The sequence below is a fragment of the Cupriavidus sp. GW823-FHT07B10 genome (assembly GCF_058794355.1).
Genome location: NZ_JBXAGS010000012.1, coordinates 69,215 through 90,122, shown reverse-complemented (window position 1 = coordinate 90,122; position 20,908 = coordinate 69,215). Strand labels below are relative to the sequence as shown.

Below are 20,908 nucleotides of genomic sequence, written 5' to 3'. Positions count from 1 at the left end.
CCCATGACGCCCACCGCCCTGATTGCCGACGACGAAGAGCACCTGCGCGCATATCTGCGCAGCAAGCTGCAACGCCATTGGCCAGAACTGCAGATCGTTGCCGAGGCGACCAACGGCATCGAAGCCGCCGACGCCATCGCACGGTTGTCGCCGAGCGTAGCCTTCCTCGACATCAAGATGCCCGGCCTGTCCGGCCTGGAGGTGGCGCAAGGGATTGAAACCGATACGCGGCTGGTGTTCGTTACGGCCTATGATGAATTCGCGCTCGATGCGTTCGAGCGCGCGGCCGTCGATTACCTGGTCAAGCCGGTCAGCGAGGAACGGCTCGGCCGCACCATCGAGCGGCTGCGCAAGGCGTTGCAGGAAGCGGCGCCTTTGCCGGAACTGGCACAGCTACTCAGCCAGCTCACACGCGCCCAGCCGCGCGCGGAAAGCGGCGGCCAGTTGCGCTGGGTACGCGCCAGCCGTGGCAATACCACCAGCCACGTGCCGATCCAGGAAGTGATGTACTTCCAGAGCGACGACAAGTACGTGGTCGTGCATACCCGCGATGGCGAGCACCTGATCCGCACGCCGCTGGCGGAGTTGATCGCCGGCCTCGATCCCGAGGTGTTCTGGCAGATCCACCGCTCGTCCATCGTCAACATGGAATACGTGGCCGGAACGCGCCGCGATGAGGCAGGGCGGCTCTTTGTCCGGATGCGTGACAGCGAAGCCGAACTGCCGGTATCGCGCGCCTACATGCACCGCTTCCGGCAGATGTAAGGCGGTCGGCGGCGCCACTGCGCCGCCGGCTGAGGGATTCACTTGCGATCCATGAATTCCTGGATCTTGCGCTGTTCCCAGTCACGCCCGCGGCGCGACAGCCGCATCCATACCAGCAACCCATGCACGGTCAGCGCCAGGCCCCAGGCCAGGGTGGTGGTCAGCGGCCATGGCCAGCCGGTGGCGGCGTAATGCGACCACCGCGGCGACGGAAAGTAGAAGAAGCGGAACCACAGCCAGCCGTTGACGACAGCGTAGACCAGCAGGTGGATGTACCAGCCGCGCAGGGCGTGCACCATGCGGCGCGCGCGCCAGTAGGCCATGGCGTTGGGGTCGTCGTTGGGCGGGAAGGCGTGGTGCATGGGATACCCCGTGATCAAGATGGTTGGCTTGCGTCAGGTATAGGCCATTGCAAAGCGCCGCTCCAGGCCCAAGGGCCGAATCGACGGATTTCGTTCGCCGGTGGGCGCGCGGATCGCGCGAATGTCGGCGGGTCCGACCCTCCATGACCCCCGACTTGTTGCAGCTCTTGACCCGTCTCGCCGGGAATACCCGCATAGGAAAAGCCCAGTCCTTCACCATAATCATAGTAATTATGATCATAAATACGAAGCGATGGATTCCAAGCCGACCCCGCAGATAGAGGGCAGCAAACGCGTGAAGCGCTCGGACCAGGTGGTCAACGATATCAAGCGCTGGATCGTGCAGACGCACCAGAAGGTCGGAGACAAGCTGCCGCAGGAAGCAGCGTTGATCGAACAGATGGGCGTCGCACGCGGGACGGTGCGTGAGGCGCTTGCCTCGCTGCAGGCGCAGGGGCTGGTCAAGGTCAGCACGGGGCCAAACGGCGGTGCCACGCTGACGCAGCCGCCTTATGAGCGATGCCTGGAGGCAGTGTCCAACTTCCTGTACTTCCAGTCGGTCGACATCGTCACGCTGTACGCCCTGCGCCGCGCGGTTGAGCCGGAGCTGGCCGCCAACGCCGCCTTGCGCCTGACCGATGCCGACATCGCCGATCTCGAAGCGCTGATCGGGCTGAGCCACCCGGAACATGGCGGCAGCACGGACTGGAACGAGAGGCGCGAGGCCGACCTGCTGTTCCACGACCGCCTGGCCGATGCCTGCAGCAGCCCGATGCTGGCGTTGTTCTGTCGCCTGCTCAACGACATCATCCGCCGCGTCATCGTGGTCCGGAATGCGCAGGATGATTTCGACGACTTTGATGAAGAGATCTTCCACAGCCACAACGCGCTGATTGAAGCCTTCCGGTCGCGTGACCCGGAGCGTGCGCGTGCCCTGATGCAGGAGCACATGGAGCATGCCGAATCCCTGGCCCTGGAAGCCGAATCCCGCGTGGACCGCGGGAGCTTGCTGATGAGCCCGGTCGACTGATCCCCTGACGCGCTAGCGTCCCCCTTTTTTCTGCACACCCAACCGCCATCGTCGCATCCGACACGGCGGGTGGGATTCCTATTGCCTGAATCCTGGGAGCCTTGACGTGAAACCTGCTGAATTGCTTTGGCGCTGGAGCGCTGTCGATATTGCCGATGCCGTGCGGCGGCGCGAGATTTCCTGCCGCGAGGTCACGGCCAGCGTGCTGGCCCGCATCGATGCCCTTAACCCTCGCCTGAATGCGTTGCCGGAGGTGCTGGCAGAAGAGGCGCTGGCCAGCGCGGATGCCGCGGACCGCCAGGTCGCTGAGGGCGCAGAGCTGGGGCCGCTCCATGGCGTGCCGGTCACGATCAAGATCAATGTCGACCAGGCAGGCCATGCCACCACCAACGGCGTGATCCCGCTGAAGCACAACATTGCGCGTGAGGATGCCCCCGTGGTTGCGAACCTGCGTAGTGCCGGGGCCATCATCGTCGGGCGCAGCAATACGGCTACCTATTCCTCGCGCTGGTTTACCGACAACGGCCTGCACGGGCGCACGCTGAACCCGTGGGATGCGGATATCACCCCCGGCGGCTCCAGCGGCGGTGCCGCGTCCGCGGTCGCTTCCGGCATGGGGGCGCTGGCGCATGGCAATGACATCGGCGGCTCCATTCGCTATCCGGCCTATGCCTGCGGTGTCGCCGGCTTGCGGCCGACGACCGGGCGGGTGCCCGCGTACAACCCGTCGGCCACTGCCGAGCGCAGCATCACGCCACAACTCATGTCCGTGCAGGGGCCGCTTGCGCGCAGCATTGCCGACCTGCGGCTCGGCTACCACGCCATGGCCCGCTATGACGGGCGCGACCCGGCATGGGTGCCGGTGCCGCTGGAACTGCCGCTGCCGCCGGGACCGATACGCGTGGCGCTGTTCCGGCGGTGTCCGGGCGTTCCCGTCGACCCCGCGGTCAGCGCGGCGCTGGACAGTGCCGGGCAATGGCTGCAGCAAGCGGGCTACGCCGTCGAAGAAGCCAGCCTGCCTGACTTCCTGGAAGCGGCAGCGCTGTGGCGCACGCTGACGGTCGACGACAGCCGCCGCAACATCATCGCAGGCGTTGACCAGCATGGCGACGAGGCCATGCGGCAAAGCCAGCGCAACATGCTGGACGGGATGCAGGAGACCGACCGCGATGGCTTTCTCGATGCCCTGGCACGCCGCCAGGCGATCGCACGCAACTGGTCGCTGTTCATGCAAACGTATCCGCTGGTGCTGATGCCGGTGTCGTGGCAGCGCCCGAGCGTGCAAGACGCGGATACCCGCACGCCCGAAGAGAACCGGGCCTTGCTGGACGCACAGAGCCCCATGCTGGCAACAGCGATGCTCGGCATGCCGGGGCTGTCCGTGCCGACTGGCATGGCCGGCGGCGTGCCGGTCGGCGTGCAGCTGATGGCATGGCGCTTCCGCGAAGACCTGTTGCTGCGCGCCGGCCAGGCCATTGAGGACGCGGCGCGTTTTACCCCTTACACCGACCTGCAAACCGGCATCTAGACCCAGGAGCTTCCCATGAACGAACGCAAACCTGCTTACGCCCCACGGCTGTCGCGCCGCGCCATGCTGGCCGGCACCGCCGCCGCTCTGTGTACCGGTGGCCTGCTCTCCAGGGCCGCATGGGGGCAGTCCGTATCGCGCATCATCGTGCCGTTTCCGCCGGGAGGGCCGGCCGACTACATGGGCCGCCTGCTGTCCGAGAAGCTGAAAGATGCCATGGGCCGTACCGTCATCGTCGACAACCGCCCCGGTGCCGGGACGCGCGTGGCGGCCGAAGTGCTGAAGAACGCCCCGGCCGACGGCACCACCGTGCTGCTGGCACCTGTCGATCCGATGTTCATCGGGCCGCTGATCTACAGCAATATGCGCTTCAACCCCGCCACCGACTTCACGGCGATCACCGATGTGACGGGCGTCCAGTTCGGCATTGCAGTCAGCGCCAGCTCACCCATCAAGACACTGGCCGACTTCGTCAAGGCCGCCAGGGCCAAGCCGGCTGACTATTCGATCGGCATCAGCACGGTTGGCTCGCTGCTGCATTTCCTTGCCGTGGAGTTCGTCAGCCAGTCGCGCACCGGCAGTACGCTGGTACCGTATCGCGGTGGCGCGGCGATGGTGACGGAAATAATGGGTAACCAGGTCGCGGCGGGCATGGACGCCATCACGAGCTTCACCGAACTGCATCGCGGCGGCAAGCTCCGCGTGCTGGCCGTGGCAGGGGAAAAGCGCGCCGATGCCTTGCCGGATGTGCCTACGTTTGCGGAGTCTGGTTTCCCCAACCTGGTGACCTCGTCGCGCTACCTGCTTTATGTCCGCGCCAACACGCCGCCCGACGTGACCACGCAGTGGTATCAGGCCGTGCGCAAGGTGCTGGCCATGCCGGATGTGCGCGAAAAGCTCGCGCGCGCTGGCTATGACATCTTGCCGGGCGGCACTGCTGATGAGGTTGCCAGGTATGCGAGCGCGCTTTCGGCACGGTGGACGCCGGTGATCAAGGCGTCGGGTTTCAAGGGGGATTGAGAGGAATTTCGTAGCCGCACCCCAAACTCGGCTGGAGACGATTTCCATTTGTGTCAGCTTGCTGGAGAATTCCCGCGGCACCCTCCTCCTGTAGGGTGCCGCTTTGTATTAAGCATGTCTGTCCCAGTGTCGTAATTAGCCTCAGAAGACAACCTGGGCGGCGCCAAGGGAAAGTGCCAATGGCGCCGCATCGTGCCGACTGGCGCAATTGCTGTGGCTCGCAGCCGCTCAGGCTGCGAGCCATACACCCGAGCGTATCCAGCCATGACCTCCTTCTCTTTCCGCGCCCGCCGCCTGTGGCTCGCCACAGGCTTTGGCCTGGCACTCTCCGCCTGCGCCCCGATGATCGCGACCACCCCGGCAACGGTGGAGCTCATGCAGCCAGCCGCCACGGCCAAGCGCGTCCAGCTTCTGGCGCCGGCGCAGGTCAAGCTCGACACCGGCTATTCCCGAGACCTCGCTGCCAGGTCGACCTGGTCGCAGGTCGGGCGCCTCCCGCAAGGCGATGTCTACCGCCCCATCGGCACCATTCTCACAATCGAGGGCCGCCACGTTCATGAGGCCTACCTGGTCGTCCGCAACAAGACGCTGGTGGGCTTCTATCTGCCTGGGGAGCAGAACTACTCCCCGCTAACGACAGCAGTACCTTTGAACTTGGGAGAATCGGAATGAAACGGGTTGCGCGCATGCTGATCGCCGGACTGGCGGTGTCATCGCTGCTGGCGGGATGCGCTTCGGGCGTGAAGCACGCCGAGATGGCGGCATCGATGCCCACGCTGAAGCCGGGCGAGGGTCGGATTTATTTCCTGCGTTCGGCGTCGATGTTCGGGGCGGCCATCCAGCCGGATATCCGCCTGAATAGCCAGGTCGTTGGCGAATCCAAGCCCGGCGGTTTCTTCTTCGTGGACCGCACGGCTGGCAAGTATGTCGCGGCGGCCTCGACCGAAACCGAGAAGACACTCAGCTTCGTGCTGGATGCCGGCGAGACCAAGTACGTGCGCAGCTCGCCGTCGCTGGGGCTGATGGTGGGCCGCGTGGTGCTGGAGCTGGAAACGCCGGAGAAGGCGAAGGAAGAGCTGGCGTCGCTGAGCTACACGGGGGACCAGGTGAAGACTGCGGCGAAGTAAGCGGATTGATTCAGCCGCGTTGCAGGCTGAGTCGCGTTGACGACGCCGGTGCGTCGTCAATTGACGCATCGGAATTCCGCATGGCTTGCGGCTCAGCGCGGGCCTATCAACGTAGGCGGGGCACCTCCTCGTGATGTTGGCAAAGCAGGGTTGCGCCACCCTTTTCATTGTAGTAACGTAACTACATTGAAGTTGCTAGGAGGGTCATCATGACGATCACAACCCTATCGAGCCGAGAACTCAATCAGGACGTGACAAAAGCCAAGAAGGCGACGAAGGACGGTCCGGTCTTCATCACGGACCGCGGCAAACCGGCGCATGTGCTGTTGAGCTTCGAGGAATATCAGAGGCTCACCCAGCAGCGTCGCAATATTGCAGATGCACTCGCGATGCCCGGCATTGAGGACATCGAGTTCAATCCGCCACGTGCCAACATCAAATTCCGGCCCGCTGATCTCACATGATGTTCGTGCTCGATACCAATGTCGTTTCCGAACTGCGCAAGGTCCGAGCCGGTAAGGCTGATGCAAACGTTGCAGCGTGGTCTGCCAGCGTTGATGCAGCTTGGCTCTTTGTGTCGGCGGTCACCATCATGGAACTGGAAACCGGTGTCTTGCAAATCGAGCGGCGGGATGCCCGCCAAGGTGCGCTGCTGCGGGCGTGGCTGGACCACCATGTATTGCCCGAATTCGCAGGCCGCGTTTTGCCCATTGATACCGCCGTGGCCCTGCGTTGCGCTCGGCTGCACGTACCAGACCGGCAATCGGAGCGGGATGCGTTGATTGCCGCAACAGCAATCGTGCATGGAATGACCGTCGTTACACAAAATGTCGCCGACTTCATGGCAACTGGCGTGAGCGTCCTGAACCCTTGGGACGCCTGATCGTGAGCCGCCGTCTTTTCCCAAGGAGCTTCCCGACGTCACAGTCATCAAGCCGGGAAGCCATCCCCGTTAAGACGCAGGCAGCTCATCCGCCAACACACTCTCCAGCTGCGCCTTCACCAGCCCCAACAAGCAAAATGCACTAAAGCAGCCCTCGAATTGCACACTCTGCTGTTCCAGCAGGGTAAGCACACCATCCATACCAGCCGAGACTGACTGAAGGCTGTACCGCGCCGTGGATAGATCGATTTCCGACTAGGACCTCCTATCGTTGAGTGAAGGTCCGCCGCACGACGTTAGGGAAGGGCGGCGGGCCTGACGACGAGGGTGGAAACCGGTGCCACAGCCATTGCCGGTCAGCCTTGCGGCTGCCTCATCCGGCCCGCCATAGATGGCTTGCCCGTATAGGCAAGAACGGTCGTCAGGGACGACCGTCCGGCTGCTGACATTCGGGTTTCCACACCCGGTCACCGTTGTGTGCGATGACCGTGTCAGTCTCACGCGTCAGAGCCAACAACTCGATAAGACACTTCGCATTCCTACACGGACGCCGCATCCTGCCCGAGCCACGCCCGCCAGCAAATAGCCAAACGCCTAAACCACTCGCCTCAATCCACCAGCGTCGCCAATGCCTCCCGCGCCTCCCGGCGCAGCTTCTCCAGATCCAGCCCCACGATCGCGCCATCACGCACCACGTGCCGCCCGCGCACCAGCACATCCCGCACCGGCGTAGGCTCGCCAGCCGCCACAGGCGCAGTGCCGATGTCATGGAAGCCATGGAACCGCAGCCCGCTGACGTCATAGATCGCCAGGTCGGCAGACTGCCCTGGCGCGAGCGTGCCGATACCCGGCAGCCCCAGCACCTGCGCACCGCCTGCGGTACCCCAGTGGATGACTTCCTCCACGCGGGTTTGCGCGGCCCCGCCCAGCGCCCGGTGCACCAGCCACGCGAAATTGGCCTCATGCACCATGCTGCCCGATTCATTGGACGCCACTCCATCCACGCCCAGTGAAATCGGCACGCCCGCATCGGCCATCGCGCGCACTGGCGCAATGCCGCTGCCGAGCCGCGCATTGCTGACGGGGCAGTGCGCCATGCCGGTGTTGGTTACGGCGAGCATTCGGATCTCTTCGGGATTCACGGTGACCAGGTGCGCGAACCAGACGTCCGGCCCCAGCCAGTCGTGGTCGGCCACGAACTGCACCGGCGTGCACTGGTACTTCTCGCGGCAGAACTTCACGTAGTTGTCGGTCTCCGACAGGTGCGAATGCAGCCGCAGGTCCATGCCGCGCCCGAAGGCGGCCAGCTCGCGCAGCAGTGCGGGGGGCAGCGAAAAGGTTGGCGTCGTTGGTGCGACCACTACGCGGCGCAGGCCATCGGCCGAAGCGTCGTGATAGCGCGCCTTCAGTCGCTCGATATCGGCCAGCATCTCGTCCAGCGTCTCGGGCACCAGCGCGGTGGCGCGCATACCCGGATGATCGGAGGCTGACTGGATGGCGCCGCCGCGGCACAGCACCAGGCGCATGCCAAGCTCTTCCGCTACCTCGAACAGCACGTCCCCGGTCTCCGCCCCATGGCCGTGGTGATACAGGTAGTGGTGATCGGCGCAGGTGGTGGTGCCGGACAGCAGCAGTTCGGCCATGCCCAGTCGCACGGCGGTACGAAAGATCTCCGGCGTGAAGCGCGCCAGGCGCGGGTAGGCGACGGAGGCCAGCCATTGCTCCAGCCCCACGTTCATGCCGCTGGGCACGGCCTTGAGCAGGTTCTGGAACAGGTGGTGGTGGGTGTTGACCCAGCCCGGGTAGACCACGCAACCGGTGGCGTCCAGCACAGCCTCGTCGTCGTGGCGCGGCAGGACTGCACCGATCTCGGCGATGCGGCCGTCGCGGATGCGGATGTCGGCGGCGCCCGCTCGCGCGGCATTGCCGGTGCGGCCGGTCATCACGGCGGCGGCGTTGCGGATCAGAAGGCCGCCGGCGGGCGCGGCGCTGGTGGCGTTGGTGTTCTGCACCATGTTTCAGACCCCTTGGACGTTGTCGGCACTGGCGGGCAGCTCGTCGGCTTCACGGGCGGGCACGCCGTTGAGAATCAGGTTGAGCAGCACAGAGACCACGCAGGCGATGATCACGCTGCTGTGGACAAAGGGCTGCAGGAAGCCGGGCAGCTTCTCCAGCATGCCGGGCAGCATCACGGGCATCATCGCGCAGCCGAGCGTGATGGAGACGATGGAGAGGTTGTTGGGATTGCGGTCGTATTCGACCTCTCCCAGCGTCTTGATGCCGGCGGCCACGACTACGCCGAACATGACCATGGTTGCACCGCCCAGCGCCGCGGCCGGGATCGAGGCAAACAGGGCGCCGATCTTGGGCACCAGCGCCACGGCGCACAGCATCGCGCCGCAGGTGGCCACTACCCAGCGGCTGCGCACCCCGGTGACGATGACCAGGCCCACGTTCTCCATGAAGGCGATATACGGGAACGCCGCGAACATGCCGCCGATGGCGCTGGCCAGGCCGTTGGCACGCAGGCCGCGGGTGGCATCGCGCTCGGTCAGGGGGCGCTTGACGATATCGCCGACGGCGATGAACAGGCCCATCGATTCCACCATCTGCACCACCATCACGATCACCATGGTGGTGATGGCGCCCACGTTGAAGGTGGGCATGCCGAAGGCAAACGGCGTCACCATGGTGAACCACGGTGCGCGCGCAACTTCGTCGAAGCTGCCCATGCCCAGCATCCACGCCACCGCGCCGCCGACCAGCAGGCCGATCACGACGGACAGGTTGCGGATCAGCTCGCTGCCGTGCCGGTTGATGAACAGGATCAGCGCCACCACGCCGAAGGCAACGATGAAAAAAATGGGGGCGCCGAAATCCGACGCCCCCCTTCCGCCTCCAAACCAGTGAAACGAAACCGGGAACAGCGACAGGCCCACCGCGGTGATGGTGCAACCGCTAACCACCGGCGGGAAGAAGCGCTTGAGCTTGCCGATGATGGGCGCAAGGAACATCGCGATTACGCCCGCGGCGATGATGGCGCCGCAGACGCCGTTGAAGCCCAGCGACGGATCGGTGCCGATGGCGATGACGGGGCCCACTGAACTGAATGCAACGCCCTGCATCAGCGGCAGGCGCACGCCGAACTTCCAGAAGCCGACGGTCTGCAGCAGGGTGGCGATGCCGGAGGTGAACAGCGCGGTGCTGATCAGCATGGTGGTCTGCGCCGGCGTCATCTTGAGCGCGCCGGCCACGATCATCGGCACGGCGATGGCACCGAGATAACTGACCAGCATGTGCTGGAAGCCGAGCGTCGCCATGGCGCGTGCCGGCAGGACCTGGTCGACGGGGTGAACCGCTGCTTGCATGATGTTGTCTCCTGCCGCGTGCTGGGGGAAAGTGCGCCATGCCGGCGGCGGCTGGCCCGGTCTGTTGGTTGCCGGGCTCGGTCCGTCACGGTGCCATGCGCGGCGCATGGCCGACGCATGCCTTGCACAGTAGTGATGCACGGCATGCCGTCATAGCGCTATTGCGAAGGCCCTGGCACCGGGCCGCAATCGCGCTTGCAAAATGCGCGCCCGGGGCATCAGGGGTTTCCCTTGGGTTGCGTGAGGGCGGGGGTGGTCATAGGATGGATGCGCTTCTTCATTGCTATCCGAATGCGCTGGAAGCGAAGACGTATTCCCGGCGCTTTCCACCATTTTCCCAACGCCATGTCACCCACCGCAGGATGGTCTGCTGCTGCCTCCCGCTCGCCAGTCAGCCGCGGCGGTGACCTCGACCGCATCCAGTCTCTGTCCGGCCGCGTGTTCGGTCCCACGCGGCTGCGCGCGACGGAGGCCGATGCGGCGCTCGATGCCCGTATCGACACCAGCACCATCGGCCGGCTGACGCTGGTCACCATTGCCTACAACCAGGCAGTGCAGATCGAGCCGCAGCCGAACAAGGATGAGTTCGTGATCCAGACCGTGCTGGCGGGTACGTGCCGCGTGGAGACCCCGCGCGGTGCGATGCTGATGCCGCCGGGTGCGACCTTTGTGTTCTCGCCCACCGTGCCGGCCACGTTGTCGCTGGACCCTGGCTGCGAGCGCTTCAGCGTGGTGATCCGCCGGCAGCTGATCGACGAGGCGTTCCGCCAGCAGTTCAGCTTCGAGCCGCCGGTGCCGATTGAATTCGACATGCAGCCGGTGGCGGACGATGGCCGCGCCGCGCGCTGGCAGGCGCTGGTGAGCTACCTGCGCGCGGAAACGCGGGTGCGGCGCGAAGGCAGCGGCGTGCCGGCGGTGGACGGCAGCATCGAGCGCATCGTGCTGTCGACACTGCTGCTCGACCGCTTTGCCGCGGACGGCAATATGCTGCCGCGCCGGTTCGAGGCGGTGCTGCCTGACTATGTGCGCAATGCCATCGCCTACCTGCGCGCCAATCTTGAACAGCCGCTGACGCTGGAGCAGATCGCCGCACATTGCGGCGTATCGGCGCGCACCTTGCAACTGGGTTTTCGCAAGAGCAAGAACACCACGCCGATGGAGTACCTGCGTCTGCTGCGCCTGCATGGCGCACGCGCCGATCTGCAACGGGCGCGGCAACAGAAGGGGATGGTCAGCGCGATTGCGCTGCGGCACGGCTTTACGCACCTGAGCCTGTTCTCGCGCGAGTACCGGCGCGAGTTTGGCGAGCTGCCGTCGCAGACCTTGCGGGCGGCAGCGCAGCAGGGGGGCTGACGGCGAGCCGGCCCCCTGTTGCTCAGGACCTTCAGCACTCAGATCGTGCCCGCCGCCGCCAGTGCCTCGATCTCTGCCTCGTTCATGCCGAGCGACTTCAGGACAGAAGCAGAGTGCTCGCCGACTGCCGGAACATTCCCCATGGAAGCCGGTACGCCCGACAGCGTAGCCGGCGGCAGAAGTGCCTGGATGGCGCCACCCGGCGTCTGGACTTCCCGCCAGCGATTGCGTGCGGCAAATTGCGCGTGCTGCCAAACATCATGCATGTCGTTCAGGGGCGAGTTGGCAATGCCCCCGCGATCGAGACGTTTGACCAGCTGTTCCCCGGTCATGGAGCGGAGATGACTGGCGATCTCCTGGTCCAGCGCCGCGCGATTGGCGACGCGTTGGAGATTGGAGTTAAAGCGGTCATCTGCCGCCAGGGCCGGGTCCTCCAGCACCTCGGAGCAGAACCGCTGCCATTCCCGTTCGTTCTGCAGCCCGAAGATGACGCTGGCCCCATCGCCGGTCTGGTACTGGCCATAGGGGGCGATACCCGGATGCGCAACGCCGTTGCGTGCCGGCGGCGTGCCGCCATAGTGAGCAAAGTTCAGGGGATATGACATCCATTCGCTCAACGCCTCGAGCATGGTGACTTCAACCCGGAGGCCGGCGCCAGTCCGTGCGCGTTGCAGCAAGGCGGACAGGATGCCGGTATAGGCGTACATGCCAGCGGCAATGTCCGCGATGGAAATGCCGGTGCGCGACGGCGCAGCTTCCGTACCGCTTACCGAGATCAGGCCCGCAGCGGCCTGGATCAACAGGTCATAAGCCTTCTTGTCGCGGTATGGCCCGCTGTCACCATACCCTGAGATATCGCAGACGATCAGCTCAGGATAGTCAGCATGCAATGACTCGAAGTCCAGTCCCATGCGTTGGGCGGCTCCCGGCGCCAGGTTCTGGATGAACACGTCCGCTTCGGCGAGCAGCTTGTGCACGATCGCCTTGGCCTCGGGCTTCTTGAGATCCAGCGTGAGGCTTTCCTTGCCGCGATTTGCCCAGACAAAGAACGACGACTGGCCGTGCACGGAATGGTCATAGTCGCGGGCGAAATCGCCAACGAGCGGGCGTTCCACCTTGATGACGCGGGCGCCGAGATCGGCGAGCTGGCGGCTGGCGAAGGGCGCCGCTACAGCGTGCTCAAGCGCCAGAACGGTGATGCCATCAAGGGGGCGTAGGCTGGGTTTCATGGAGGGAGAATGAAGGGGCCTGGCGGCACACGGGCCGGACGACAAAGTATAGGAATGGTCCTCTTCCCCCGAACAGTCGAGAATTCCTAAGGCGGCTTCGAAGTCTTCGAAACTGGCCGCATGCCTGCCCTTAGGGCGCAGCGTCCGGTGCGCCCCATTCGGCGACATACCGGATAAAGTCCCGCGTATAGGCCGGGAGCGCCTTCTGGCTCCGCACGACAATCCGCTGCTCGCGCCGGGCCCATGGCTCATCCAGGGTGACCCCTTCCACCACCCCTTGCTCAATCAGGGGGCCCGCTACGGAACGTGGCACGAGGGAGATGCCGGCGCCTTCCTGTACGCAACGCATGGCCGCGGCAAAGTCGGGTGCATGCACGCGAACGCGTGGCTTGATGCCGGCACGCGCGGCCATGTCATTGAGGAAGAGGAAATTGCTGCTCTTGCTGCCGACGGATACCAGGTCGTAAGCCAATGCCTGTGCAAGGGACATCTTGTCGAGCAGCCCGGACGGGTGGCGTGCCGGAACCACGAACATCAACTCATCGACGCCATATCGAATGAACTCCAGGCCCCGCATATCGATCGCGCCGGCCACCAGTCCGACGTCCGCCCGGTCCTCGATCACTGCCCGCACGCTGTCCTCGCTGAGGTGCTCCTCCAGGTCGACATTGACGTTCGGGTACGCCGCCAGGAACCGGCTAAGCGCCGCGGGCAGGCTGGCCATGGTGCTGCTGTTCGCGTAGACACGGATATGCCCTTCAATGCCGTCGGTATGGCGCCGCATGTCCGACTGCAAGCGTTCGACGTTCTCCATGATCGCCTCGGCATAGTGCTGTACCGTCTCGCCCGCCGGCGTCAGGGCCATGCCCTTCTGCGTCCTGTTGAACAACGGGACGCCCATCGCCTGTTCGAGGTTCTTGAGGCGGTAGCTGGCCGAAGGCGCCGTCAAATGCATATCTGACGCTCCTGCCGTCACGCTCTTGGCCTGCGCAATGGCGAGGAATACTCGCAGATCGGTGAGTTCGAAACGCACGCTTGTCTCCGTTGCCCGACAGTTCCTGGGGATGTTTAGAGGAATTCTAACGACACCCCAGGAGCTTTCGACTGGTGTCCTTGCAGGGTCCGATTCTATATTTCGGCTCGTCACGGCAGCTACCGCTGTGCTATGCGAGAAATAATCGGAGACCAACATGACTATATTCTTCCGCAGGATCGCCAGCGCGCTGGGCAGCGCCGCGACACTCCTGGCCTGGGCGTCCCCGTCAGTGGCGCAGACAGACTACCCGGTGCGGCCTGTCCGACTCATCGTTCCGTACCCCGCTGGCGGGCCGACGGACACCTTCGCCCGATCGCTGGCTGCAAGCTGGGGCCGCAAGCTGAACACCTCGGTGGTTGTCGAGAACAAGTCGGGGGCCGGCACGATAGTCGGCACCGAGCTCGCGGCGAAAGCGGCACCGGACGGCTATACGTTGCTGCTGACCACTGTCGCGCATGCCGTGAACCCAAGCATTCACGCCAGCCTGCCGTATCGCACGATCGAGGACTTTGCGCCAGTCGGGCTGGCGGCTCGTGCGCCGCTGGTGCTGGTCGTGAACAAGGGCGTCCCGGCGAAAACACTGCCGGAATTCTTCGCTTATCTGAAGTCGCGTCCCGGCCAGGTCAACTATGGCTCAGCCGGAGTTGGCAGTGCCCCGCATCTCGCCGGGGAACTGCTGAACTACACGGCAGGAACGAAAGCGGTCCACGTCCCATATCGGGGGAGCGCGCCTGCCATGGCCGATCTTATCGGTGGCCATGTCGAATTCATGATCGACAGCGCACCGACAGGGCTGGCGCAGGTGCGCGCGGGAACGGTGCGATTGCTGGGAACGTCGATGGGAAAACGCCTGCCGCAGACCAGGGAGACGCCGGCGATTGCGGAAGCCGTGTCAGGCTATGAGGCGTACACCTGGAACGCGGTATTCGTGCCAGCCCGAACACCGTCGGCAGTTGTCCAGAAGCTGGTCTCGACACTTGGCGATGCACTCAGCGATCCCGCCCTGCAAAGCAAAGCCTTCGAACTCGGATTGCAGCTGGAGACGCAGCCTACACCAGCGGGGCTCGACCAGTTCCTGCGCGCGGAACTGGAGAAGTGGAAGCGGGTGGCCGTCGCCACGAATATGAAAGCCGACTGAGCGAAACCCGCGCAGGCCAGCGCCGGAACCAACCATCAGGAATACGGAGAAGCCATGAACGCCTATCAACTTTGTCCGCAACGCTACTTTGAGGATTTCGAACTCGGAGAGCACTTCAACCTGCCGTCCCGCACCATGACCGACGCGCTGTTCGCGGCGTTCCAGCTGGCAAGCGGGGACAACCATCCGGTTCACTACGACGTCGAGTACTGCCGTGCTCTCGGCATGCCGCACATGCTGGCGCACGGCTTCCAGGTCGTGATCCAGACTGCCGCGGGGGCGGGCCTGTTTCCCCATATGGTCGAGGAGTCCCTGAAGGGCTTTATCGAGCAGAGCAGCCGCTTCCTCGCGCCTGTCTATGTCGGCGATACGTTGTACTGCCGCCTCACCGTCACCGAGCTGGTTCCCGGTCGTACGACCGGCGTGCTGGCGATGCGGTCGGAGGTGCGAAACCAGAACGACGTCTGCGTCATGGAGGGTACGCAAAGGTACTTGCTGCGCAAGCGTGTGCCGGGCAGCAGCGGGGACTGACGGGAGGTCAGCCTCCGCTGCCGGTCAGGACCGTCAGGCTGCCTGGGCCACGGGCAGGCAGACCCTCAGCAGCGTCTGCAAGCGCAGCTTGTCGAGGTGCCGGCCGATAAATACGAACTTGCTTTGCGCGGCCTCCGCGCCCCACGCATCGGCGGGATGAAAATCCATCAGCCGGTGCACGGCTTGCAGCACGTAGCGGCGGTCATCGCCCTCCACGGCCACGATCCCCTTCATCCGGAACACATCGTCCCCTTGCGCCGCGAGCAGTGCCTTCAGGCCGTGCTCCAGGCGCTGGCGGTCGAACGGCTGGTCGAACACCAGCGATACGGACGTCACCGACGGATCGTGGCGGTGGCCGTGCGCGTCGTCATCGTGCACGTGGTCGCAATGCTCGTCGCACACGTGGTCGTGATGGTCGTGGTCGTGCGCATGTTCGTGGTGGTCAGCGTGCGCGTCCGCCTGGATCGTGCCCGTGGTAAAGCCGCCGATGCCGAGGATCTTGCCGAGGTCCACCTGCGCAAAGTTTGAGCGCAGGATCTGCGCACCCTCATTCAGGCGGTGGATGCGTGCCTCCAGCCTGTCTAGCTGCGCGGCGTTCACCAGGTCGGTCTTGTTGAGGATCACGCGGTCGGCCGCCACGATCTGGTCGACGGCCTGGTTGTCGAAGCCGGTCAGTTGGGGATCATCGAGGTGGCTCTCGATATGCACCGCGTCCACCAGCGTCAGGATGCCGTCGAGCGTGACCTGCTTGGCGACTTCGTTGTCCATGAAGAAGGTGGCCGCCACCGGCGTGGGATCGGCCAGGCCGCTGGTCTCGACCAGGATATGGTCGAAGCGCTCGGGCTGCTCCAGCAGCTTCTGCAGGATGCGCACGAGGTCGGTGCGCACATCGACCACGCAGCAGATGCAGCCGTTGGTCATCTGGTAGATCTCTTCGTCGGAGGTCATCACCAGGTCGGAATCGACATCGACCTCGCCGAACTCGTTCTCGATCACGGCGATGCGGTGGCCATGCTTCTGCGTCAGGATGTGGTTGAGCAGCGTCGTCTTGCCCGAGCCGAGGAAGCCGGTAAGGATGGTGACCGGGACGGGCGGTTGTTGTGCGACGGCAGGTGCGTTCATGTTGTCTCCTGATTGGGTACTGCGTTCCCCGCTATCGCGGGGCGAAAGTTCTCTAGTTCTCTTCAGGCGGTAGCCACGTTGGGGCGCAAGCCTTGCCAGCGTTCCACCAGCCCGTCGTGCGGCACGTCGAACAGGTCCAGCACGCGCCCCACGGTGTGGTTGACGATGTCGTCCACTGACTGCGGATGTGTGTAGAAGGCCGGCACCGGCGGCACCACGATGGCGCCCATCTCGGTCACCGTGGTCATGTTGCGCAGGTGCACCAGGTGGAAGGGCGTCTCGCGCGCCAGCAGCACCAGCCGGCGGCGCTCCTTGAGCATCACGTCGGCGGCGCGGGTGACGAGGTTGTCGGCAAGCCCGGTGGCGATGGCGGCCAGCGTGCGCATGGAGCACGGCGCCACTACCATGCCGTCGCAGCGGAACGAGCCGCTGGCGATGGTGGCGCCGATGTCGCGCACGTTGTGCACCACGTCGGCCATGGCTTCGAGCTGCGGGCGCTGCAATCCCAGTTCATGGTGCGCGGTCAGCAGGCCGGACGGCGAGCAGACCAGGTGGGTCTCCCAGCCGTCCAGTGCCGACAGTGCCTGCAGCACGCGCACGCCGTACACCGCGCCGCTGGCGCCGGTAATGGCCACCACCAGGCGTTGCTTGCGGGTCATGGGGTGGCGCCTTCCTTCGCTGCCTTCTCAGCCAGTGCCTGCAGCACTTGCTCCGGCTTGATCGGGTAGTGCCGGAAGCGCACGCCGATGGCATCGAACACCGCATTGGCAATCGCCGGCCCGATCGCGACGATCGGGTCCTCGCCCACCCCCTTGGCGCCGAACGGGCCGCCGGGGTCGGGGGCCGCTTCCAGGATCACCGTGTGGATGGGTGGCATGTCCATCGCCAGCGGCATCTTGTAGTCGACGAAGTTGGCGTTGAGCGAGCGCCCGGTGCGCATATCGATCTGGTAGTCCTCATACAGCGTATGGCCGATGCCTTGCTGGATGCCGCCTTCGATCTGCCCTGCGGCAGCCACCGGGTGGATCACCTTGCCGACGTCATGCACAGGCAACACCTGCTGCACGGTGATGAAGCCGGTTTCGGTATCGACCGCCACCTCGACAAAATGCGCGGCGAATGAATACGACTTGGTCGGGTGATAGGTGGCGGTGCCCACCAGCTGCGCGGCGGGGATGCCCTTGCGCGGCATCACGGCCTCGCGCACGGTCAGGGTCGGGCCGTCGCGGTCGCGCACGGCGATCACGCCGGCGGTCAGTGTCAGGGCCTCGGGCTCGCATTCCATCAGCTTGGCCGCGCGATCGAACAGCTGGCGCTTGATCTCGCCCGCCGCCATCTGCGCGACCTTGCCGACCATATAGGTGGTGTGGCTGGCAAAGGCGCCGATGTCCCAGGGCACCACGTCGGTATCGCCGTGCACGACCGCCACCGCTTCGAACGGCAGGGTCAGTTCTTCTGCAACGATCTGGGCGAGGGCGGTATGCGCACCGGTACCCAGCCCGGCCGCGCCGGTCAGCAGCACCACGGTGCCATCCTCATTCATCTTGATGATGGCGTTGCCCTGCTCCTTGATGCCGGGATAGGCGCTGCTGCCGTGCATTTCGCAGCCCAGGCCCCAGCCGGTGCGGATCGGGCCGTTGGTGTCGCGCGGGCGCCGGCGTAGCGCGGGCCAGTCGACCAGTTCCATGCCTTTCTCGATGCAGGCCTCCAGGCCGTGCCCGATCAGCGGATGGTTGGACGGCGCAATGTCGCCTTCGCGCACGGCGTTCTTCAGCTTCAGCCCGGCGGGGTCCAGGCCCAGGTGCTCGGCGGCCTCGTCCATCTGCACGTCGAGCGCGTAATAGGTCTGGACCACGCCATAGCCGCGGAAGGCGCCGGCGATGGGGCTGTTGGTGTAGACGCAGCGGCCTTCGAGCAACACGTTGTCGCAGCGGTACAGCGAGACCATGGCGGCGGTGCCGACATTGGTCACACCCGGGCCATGCGAGCCATAGGCGCCGGAGTTGAACACCACTTTGGCCTGGCGCGCGGTGATGGTGCCGTCGTTGCGGAAGCCTTGCTTGAGCCAGATCTTCGCCGGATGGCGCGTGCGCCCGCCGAGGAAGGTTTCCTCGCGCGTGTATTCCATGCGCACCGGGCGGCGCGTCTCGCGCGCCAGCAGCGCGCACAGGAACTCCTGCTGGAACAGGTCCTGCTTGGCGCCGAAGCCGCCGCCCATGTGGTCGACCAGCACGCGCACCTTGTGCAGCGGCAGGCCCAGCACCTCGGCCATGATGCCGCGCACCATGAAGGCGGTCTGGGTGGAGATCCACACCGTCAGGTTGCCGTTGCCGTCCCAGCTGGTGGTGCAGACGTTGGGCTCCATGTAGGCGGGGGTGGGGCGGCCGCCTTCGTAGATGCCTTCGAGGATGAAGTCCGCCTCGGCAAAGCCCGCTTCGACGTCGCCGCGCTTGATGATCACCGGCGGCAGCACCAGGTTGCCGCCGGGTTCGCGGTCGTGGATGCGCGGGGCGTCAGAGCGCTCGGCGTCCTCGGTGGTGAAGACGGCGGGCAGCGTTTCGTACTCGACTTCGATCAGCTCGACCGCGCGCTCGGCGATCTCTTCGCTGATGGCGGCCACCGCGGCGACGCCTTCGCCCCAGTAGCGCACCTTGTCGTCCAGGATGTACTGGTCGCAGGTCACCGAGGCGGAGCGCGGGTGGGGCGAGCCGGCGTGCAGCACGCGCGGCACGTTCTCATGGGTCAGCACGGCTTTGACGCCTGGCAATGCCAGCGCACGCGAGGTGTCGATGCGGTGGATTTTCGCGTGCGCGAGGTTGCAGCGCTTCATCTTGCCGAACAGCAGGCCGGGGAAGGGCATGTCGGCAACGTATCTGGCGTTGCCGGTGACCTTGTCGAGCAGGTCGGTGCGCTTGACGCTGTGTCCGATCACGGCGTGGGTCATCATGCCTCCTCGCTGGCGCGGGCCTTGCAGCCCGCGAATTCCATGGCCTCGGCGGTCCTCTCGATGGCCTCGATGATCTTGGTGTAGCCGGTGCAGCGGCAGATATTGCCGGCAATGGCAAAGCGGATTTCGTCGCGCGTGGGACGCGGGTTCTCGTCCAGCAGCGCCTTGGCCATCACCACGAAGCCCGGCGTGCAGAAGCCGCACTGCGCGGCGCCGCACTGCATGAACTGCTCCTGGATCGGGTGCACGGTGTCGGGCGCGGGCTGCACGCCTTCGATGGTGGTGATGTGGCAGCCGTGCGCTTCGGGCGCCAGCACCAGGCAGGAATTCATCGGCTGGCCGTCGATGATGACGGTGCATGAACCGCATTCGCCCACGTCGCAGCCCTTCTTGGTGCCGGTCAGGCAGGCGTCGTTGCGCAGGGCGTCGAGCAGCGTGCCGTGCGGTTCCACCGCCAGTTCGCGCGGTTCGCCGTTGATGACGAGTTCGATTATCTTTCGCATGTTGCGGCCTCCAGGGCTTGTTCCAGGGCGCGGCGGGTCAGCACGCTGACCATCTGCCGCCGGTAGGCTTCGCTGGCGCGCACGTCGCTGATGGGGCGCGCTTCGCCCATGGCGGCGTGCGCGGCCTGCAGGACCAGGGCGTCCGTCACGCGCTGGCCGCGCAGCACCTGCTCGGCACGCATGGCGCGTACCGGGGTGGGGCCGACCGCTGCCAGCACGATGCCGACCTCGGCGCAATGGCCGTTCTCGACTGTCAGCGATACCGCCACGCCGACAGTGGCCAGTTCCATCTGCACGCGGCGGCCATGCTTGAGGTAGACCTTGCCGGTGTGGGGGCGCGGCGCCGGCACGGTGATGCGGGTGACGATCTCGTCCGGCGCGATGGCGGTCTTGCCGACGCCGGTGACGAAGTCCTCGACGCGCAGCTCGCGCGAGCCTGACAGGCCATACAGGTGTACCGAAGCACCGTCCGCCACCAGCGGCGCGATCGAATCGGCCGACGGTGACGCGCGGCAGACGTTGCCCACCACGGTGGCGCGATGGCGCACCTGGATCGAGGCGAAGTCCGTCACGGCTTTCGCCAGGCTGGCGTAATGGCGCTGCACGAAGCCCGAGGTCTCCACCGCGCGCGTGGTCACCAGCGCGCCGATGCGCAGGCCGTTGACGGGGTCGAACGTCAGCACGTCCATGCCCGGGATCTTCTTGATATTGATCACCTGCTCGGGCTTGCGCACGGACTCCTTGATCTGGACCAGCAGGTCCGTGCCGCCGGCCAGCACGCTGGCCTTGCCGCCGCACCGGTGCAGCATGGCCGAGGCTTCCGCCAGCGTTGCCGGTTCGAAATATTCAAACGCTCTCATTGCTCCTCCTGGTCTGTGCCATCGGCGTCTGCCTGTCGTGTGGGGCGCGCACCGTTGAAGTCATCATGGGCGGATGGGCTTCATCGGTAAAGACCCGGAAACGGAT

Annotated in this window: 22 protein-coding genes; 11 read left to right on the top strand and 11 right to left on the bottom strand. The window is 65.3% G+C overall.

The window, feature by feature from the left end:
* Nucleotides 1-3: 3 nt before the first annotated feature.
* Entirely contained in the window at nt 4-765 is a 762-nt protein-coding gene (locus tag AC1Q6V_RS23135; protein ID WP_010812299.1) for a LytR/AlgR family response regulator transcription factor, read from the top strand.
* A 38-nt stretch (nt 766-803) separates the two neighbouring features.
* Here AC1Q6V_RS23135 and AC1Q6V_RS23130 read toward each other — a convergent pair whose 3' ends face one another.
* Nucleotides 804-1,127 carry a 2TM domain-containing protein gene (locus tag AC1Q6V_RS23130; protein ID WP_010812298.1) on the bottom strand — a complete coding sequence of 108 codons (324 nt, stop codon included), beginning with the start codon at nt 1,125-1,127 and terminating at the stop codon, nt 804-806.
* A 253-nt stretch (nt 1,128-1,380) separates the two neighbouring features.
* On the opposite strand from AC1Q6V_RS23130, the gene AC1Q6V_RS23125 reads away from it, so the two are divergent.
* The 7 genes from AC1Q6V_RS23125 to AC1Q6V_RS23095 all read left to right on the top strand — a co-directional run bounded on the left by AC1Q6V_RS23125 (nt 1,381) and on the right by AC1Q6V_RS23095 (nt 6,715).
* The gene (locus AC1Q6V_RS23125) at nt 1,381-2,157 is read left to right on the top strand and encodes a FadR/GntR family transcriptional regulator (RefSeq protein WP_010812297.1); all 777 of its coding nucleotides are present in this window, start codon (nt 1,381-1,383) and stop codon (nt 2,155-2,157) included.
* A gap of 106 nt (nt 2,158-2,263) precedes the next feature.
* A complete protein-coding gene (locus AC1Q6V_RS23120) occupies nt 2,264-3,685 on the top strand; it encodes an amidase family protein (protein ID WP_454750841.1) in 1,422 nt (473 codons plus the stop codon).
* A gap of 15 nt (nt 3,686-3,700) precedes the next feature.
* Nucleotides 3,701-4,705 carry a Bug family tripartite tricarboxylate transporter substrate binding protein gene (locus AC1Q6V_RS23115; RefSeq protein WP_454750842.1) on the top strand — a complete coding sequence of 335 codons (1,005 nt, stop codon included), beginning with the start codon at nt 3,701-3,703 and terminating at the stop codon, nt 4,703-4,705.
* Between the two features lie 264 nt (nt 4,706-4,969).
* Complete coding sequence (locus AC1Q6V_RS23110; RefSeq protein WP_010812294.1) at nt 4,970-5,377, top strand: hypothetical protein; 408 nt, start codon at nt 4,970-4,972, stop codon at nt 5,375-5,377.
* Nucleotides 5,374-5,832 (top strand): DUF2846 domain-containing protein, encoded by a 459-nt coding sequence (locus tag AC1Q6V_RS23105; protein WP_010812293.1) that lies wholly within the window; start codon nt 5,374-5,376, stop codon nt 5,830-5,832. Before AC1Q6V_RS23110 ends, AC1Q6V_RS23105 begins: the two co-directional genes overlap by 4 nt.
* A 209-nt stretch (nt 5,833-6,041) precedes the next feature.
* Nucleotides 6,042-6,296, top strand: coding sequence for a type II toxin-antitoxin system Phd/YefM family antitoxin (locus tag AC1Q6V_RS23100; RefSeq protein WP_010812292.1), 255 nt, complete (start codon nt 6,042-6,044; stop codon nt 6,294-6,296).
* Nucleotides 6,293-6,715, top strand: a complete 423-nt coding sequence (locus AC1Q6V_RS23095) for a type II toxin-antitoxin system VapC family toxin (protein WP_010812291.1) — start codon at nt 6,293-6,295, stop codon at nt 6,713-6,715. The genes AC1Q6V_RS23100 and AC1Q6V_RS23095 overlap by 4 nt, the downstream gene beginning before the upstream one ends.
* Nucleotides 6,716-6,784: 69 nt before the next feature.
* Here AC1Q6V_RS23095 and AC1Q6V_RS23090 read toward each other — a convergent pair whose 3' ends face one another.
* The 3 genes from AC1Q6V_RS23090 to AC1Q6V_RS23080 all read right to left on the bottom strand — a co-directional run bounded on the left by AC1Q6V_RS23090 (nt 6,785) and on the right by AC1Q6V_RS23080 (nt 10,083).
* The gene (locus AC1Q6V_RS23090; protein ID WP_037023834.1) at nt 6,785-6,964 is read right to left on the bottom strand and encodes a DUF1484 family protein; all 180 of its coding nucleotides are present in this window, start codon (nt 6,962-6,964) and stop codon (nt 6,785-6,787) included.
* 359 nt (nt 6,965-7,323) lie between these two features.
* Complete coding sequence (locus AC1Q6V_RS23085) at nt 7,324-8,730, bottom strand: amidohydrolase family protein (RefSeq protein WP_058698054.1); 1,407 nt, start codon at nt 8,728-8,730, stop codon at nt 7,324-7,326.
* Between the two features lie 3 nt (nt 8,731-8,733).
* Nucleotides 8,734-10,083 carry a nucleobase:cation symporter-2 family protein gene (locus tag AC1Q6V_RS23080; protein ID WP_439668317.1) on the bottom strand — a complete coding sequence of 450 codons (1,350 nt, stop codon included), beginning with the start codon at nt 10,081-10,083 and terminating at the stop codon, nt 8,734-8,736.
* Between the two features lie 345 nt (nt 10,084-10,428).
* Here AC1Q6V_RS23080 and AC1Q6V_RS23075 point away from each other — a divergent pair, with 345 nt between their 5' ends.
* Nucleotides 10,429-11,436, top strand: a complete 1,008-nt coding sequence (locus AC1Q6V_RS23075; RefSeq protein WP_037023832.1) for an AraC family transcriptional regulator — start codon at nt 10,429-10,431, stop codon at nt 11,434-11,436.
* 38 nt (nt 11,437-11,474) lie between these two features.
* Here AC1Q6V_RS23075 and AC1Q6V_RS23070 read toward each other — a convergent pair whose 3' ends face one another.
* The gene (locus tag AC1Q6V_RS23070; protein ID WP_454750843.1) at nt 11,475-12,665 is read right to left on the bottom strand and encodes a CaiB/BaiF CoA transferase family protein; all 1,191 of its coding nucleotides are present in this window, start codon (nt 12,663-12,665) and stop codon (nt 11,475-11,477) included.
* 130 nt (nt 12,666-12,795) lie between these two features.
* Complete coding sequence (locus AC1Q6V_RS23065) at nt 12,796-13,698, bottom strand: LysR family transcriptional regulator (RefSeq protein ID WP_011616132.1); 903 nt, start codon at nt 13,696-13,698, stop codon at nt 12,796-12,798.
* A 157-nt stretch (nt 13,699-13,855) separates the two neighbouring features.
* Here AC1Q6V_RS23065 and AC1Q6V_RS23060 point away from each other — a divergent pair, with 157 nt between their 5' ends.
* Both AC1Q6V_RS23060 and AC1Q6V_RS23055 read left to right on the top strand, forming a co-directional pair.
* Complete coding sequence (locus AC1Q6V_RS23060; protein WP_010812284.1) at nt 13,856-14,839, top strand: tripartite tricarboxylate transporter substrate binding protein; 984 nt, start codon at nt 13,856-13,858, stop codon at nt 14,837-14,839.
* A gap of 54 nt (nt 14,840-14,893) precedes the next feature.
* Nucleotides 14,894-15,370, top strand: a complete 477-nt coding sequence (locus AC1Q6V_RS23055; protein WP_010812283.1) for a MaoC family dehydratase — start codon at nt 14,894-14,896, stop codon at nt 15,368-15,370.
* Between the two features lie 33 nt (nt 15,371-15,403).
* Here AC1Q6V_RS23055 and AC1Q6V_RS23050 read toward each other — a convergent pair whose 3' ends face one another.
* The 5 genes from AC1Q6V_RS23050 to AC1Q6V_RS23030 all read right to left on the bottom strand — a co-directional run bounded on the left by AC1Q6V_RS23050 (nt 15,404) and on the right by AC1Q6V_RS23030 (nt 20,802).
* Nucleotides 15,404-16,492, bottom strand: coding sequence for a CobW family GTP-binding protein (locus AC1Q6V_RS23050; RefSeq protein ID WP_010812282.1), 1,089 nt, complete (start codon nt 16,490-16,492; stop codon nt 15,404-15,406).
* Nucleotides 16,493-16,554: 62 nt separating this feature from the next.
* Nucleotides 16,555-17,151 carry a UbiX family flavin prenyltransferase gene (locus tag AC1Q6V_RS23045; protein ID WP_010812281.1) on the bottom strand — a complete coding sequence of 199 codons (597 nt, stop codon included), beginning with the start codon at nt 17,149-17,151 and terminating at the stop codon, nt 16,555-16,557.
* Entirely contained in the window at nt 17,148-19,436 is a 2,289-nt protein-coding gene (locus AC1Q6V_RS23040) for a xanthine dehydrogenase family protein molybdopterin-binding subunit (protein ID WP_454750856.1), read from the bottom strand. Before AC1Q6V_RS23040 ends, AC1Q6V_RS23045 begins: the two co-directional genes overlap by 4 nt.
* On the bottom strand, nt 19,436-19,942 hold the full coding sequence (locus tag AC1Q6V_RS23035; protein ID WP_010812279.1) for a (2Fe-2S)-binding protein: 507 nt from the start codon (nt 19,940-19,942) through the stop codon (nt 19,436-19,438). Before AC1Q6V_RS23035 ends, AC1Q6V_RS23040 begins: the two co-directional genes overlap by 1 nt.
* Entirely contained in the window at nt 19,930-20,802 is an 873-nt protein-coding gene (locus tag AC1Q6V_RS23030) for an FAD binding domain-containing protein (protein ID WP_010812278.1), read from the bottom strand. The genes AC1Q6V_RS23035 and AC1Q6V_RS23030 overlap by 13 nt, the downstream gene beginning before the upstream one ends.
* Nucleotides 20,803-20,908: the final 106 nt, after the last annotated feature.

Coding starts and splice junctions, on each gene's coding strand:
- AC1Q6V_RS23040 (WP_454750856.1), bottom strand. CDS start 19,436: ATGACCCACGCCGTGATCGGACACAGCGTCAAGCGCACCGACCTGCTC.
- AC1Q6V_RS23110 (WP_010812294.1), top strand. CDS start 4,970: ATGACCTCCTTCTCTTTCCGCGCCCGCCGCCTGTGGCTCGCCACAGGC.
- AC1Q6V_RS23055 (WP_010812283.1), top strand. CDS start 14,894: ATGAACGCCTATCAACTTTGTCCGCAACGCTACTTTGAGGATTTCGAA.
- AC1Q6V_RS23045 (WP_010812281.1), bottom strand. CDS start 17,151: ATGACCCGCAAGCAACGCCTGGTGGTGGCCATTACCGGCGCCAGCGGC.
- AC1Q6V_RS23100 (WP_010812292.1), top strand. CDS start 6,042: ATGACGATCACAACCCTATCGAGCCGAGAACTCAATCAGGACGTGACA.
- AC1Q6V_RS23075 (WP_037023832.1), top strand. CDS start 10,429: ATGTCACCCACCGCAGGATGGTCTGCTGCTGCCTCCCGCTCGCCAGTC.
- AC1Q6V_RS23095 (WP_010812291.1), top strand. CDS start 6,293: ATGATGTTCGTGCTCGATACCAATGTCGTTTCCGAACTGCGCAAGGTC.
- AC1Q6V_RS23035 (WP_010812279.1), bottom strand. CDS start 19,942: ATGCGAAAGATAATCGAACTCGTCATCAACGGCGAACCGCGCGAACTG.
- AC1Q6V_RS23080 (WP_439668317.1), bottom strand. CDS start 10,083: ATGCAAGCAGCGGTTCACCCCGTCGACCAGGTCCTGCCGGCACGCGCC.
- AC1Q6V_RS23050 (WP_010812282.1), bottom strand. CDS start 16,492: ATGAACGCACCTGCCGTCGCACAACAACCGCCCGTCCCGGTCACCATC.
- AC1Q6V_RS23030 (WP_010812278.1), bottom strand. CDS start 20,802: ATGAGAGCGTTTGAATATTTCGAACCGGCAACGCTGGCGGAAGCCTCG.
- AC1Q6V_RS23070 (WP_454750843.1), bottom strand. CDS start 12,665: ATGAAACCCAGCCTACGCCCCCTTGATGGCATCACCGTTCTGGCGCTT.
- AC1Q6V_RS23105 (WP_010812293.1), top strand. CDS start 5,374: ATGAAACGGGTTGCGCGCATGCTGATCGCCGGACTGGCGGTGTCATCG.
- AC1Q6V_RS23135 (WP_010812299.1), top strand. CDS start 4: ATGACGCCCACCGCCCTGATTGCCGACGACGAAGAGCACCTGCGCGCA.
- AC1Q6V_RS23085 (WP_058698054.1), bottom strand. CDS start 8,730: ATGGTGCAGAACACCAACGCCACCAGCGCCGCGCCCGCCGGCGGCCTT.
- AC1Q6V_RS23115 (WP_454750842.1), top strand. CDS start 3,701: ATGAACGAACGCAAACCTGCTTACGCCCCACGGCTGTCGCGCCGCGCC.
- AC1Q6V_RS23060 (WP_010812284.1), top strand. CDS start 13,856: ATGACTATATTCTTCCGCAGGATCGCCAGCGCGCTGGGCAGCGCCGCG.
- AC1Q6V_RS23125 (WP_010812297.1), top strand. CDS start 1,381: ATGGATTCCAAGCCGACCCCGCAGATAGAGGGCAGCAAACGCGTGAAG.
- AC1Q6V_RS23130 (WP_010812298.1), bottom strand. CDS start 1,127: ATGCACCACGCCTTCCCGCCCAACGACGACCCCAACGCCATGGCCTAC.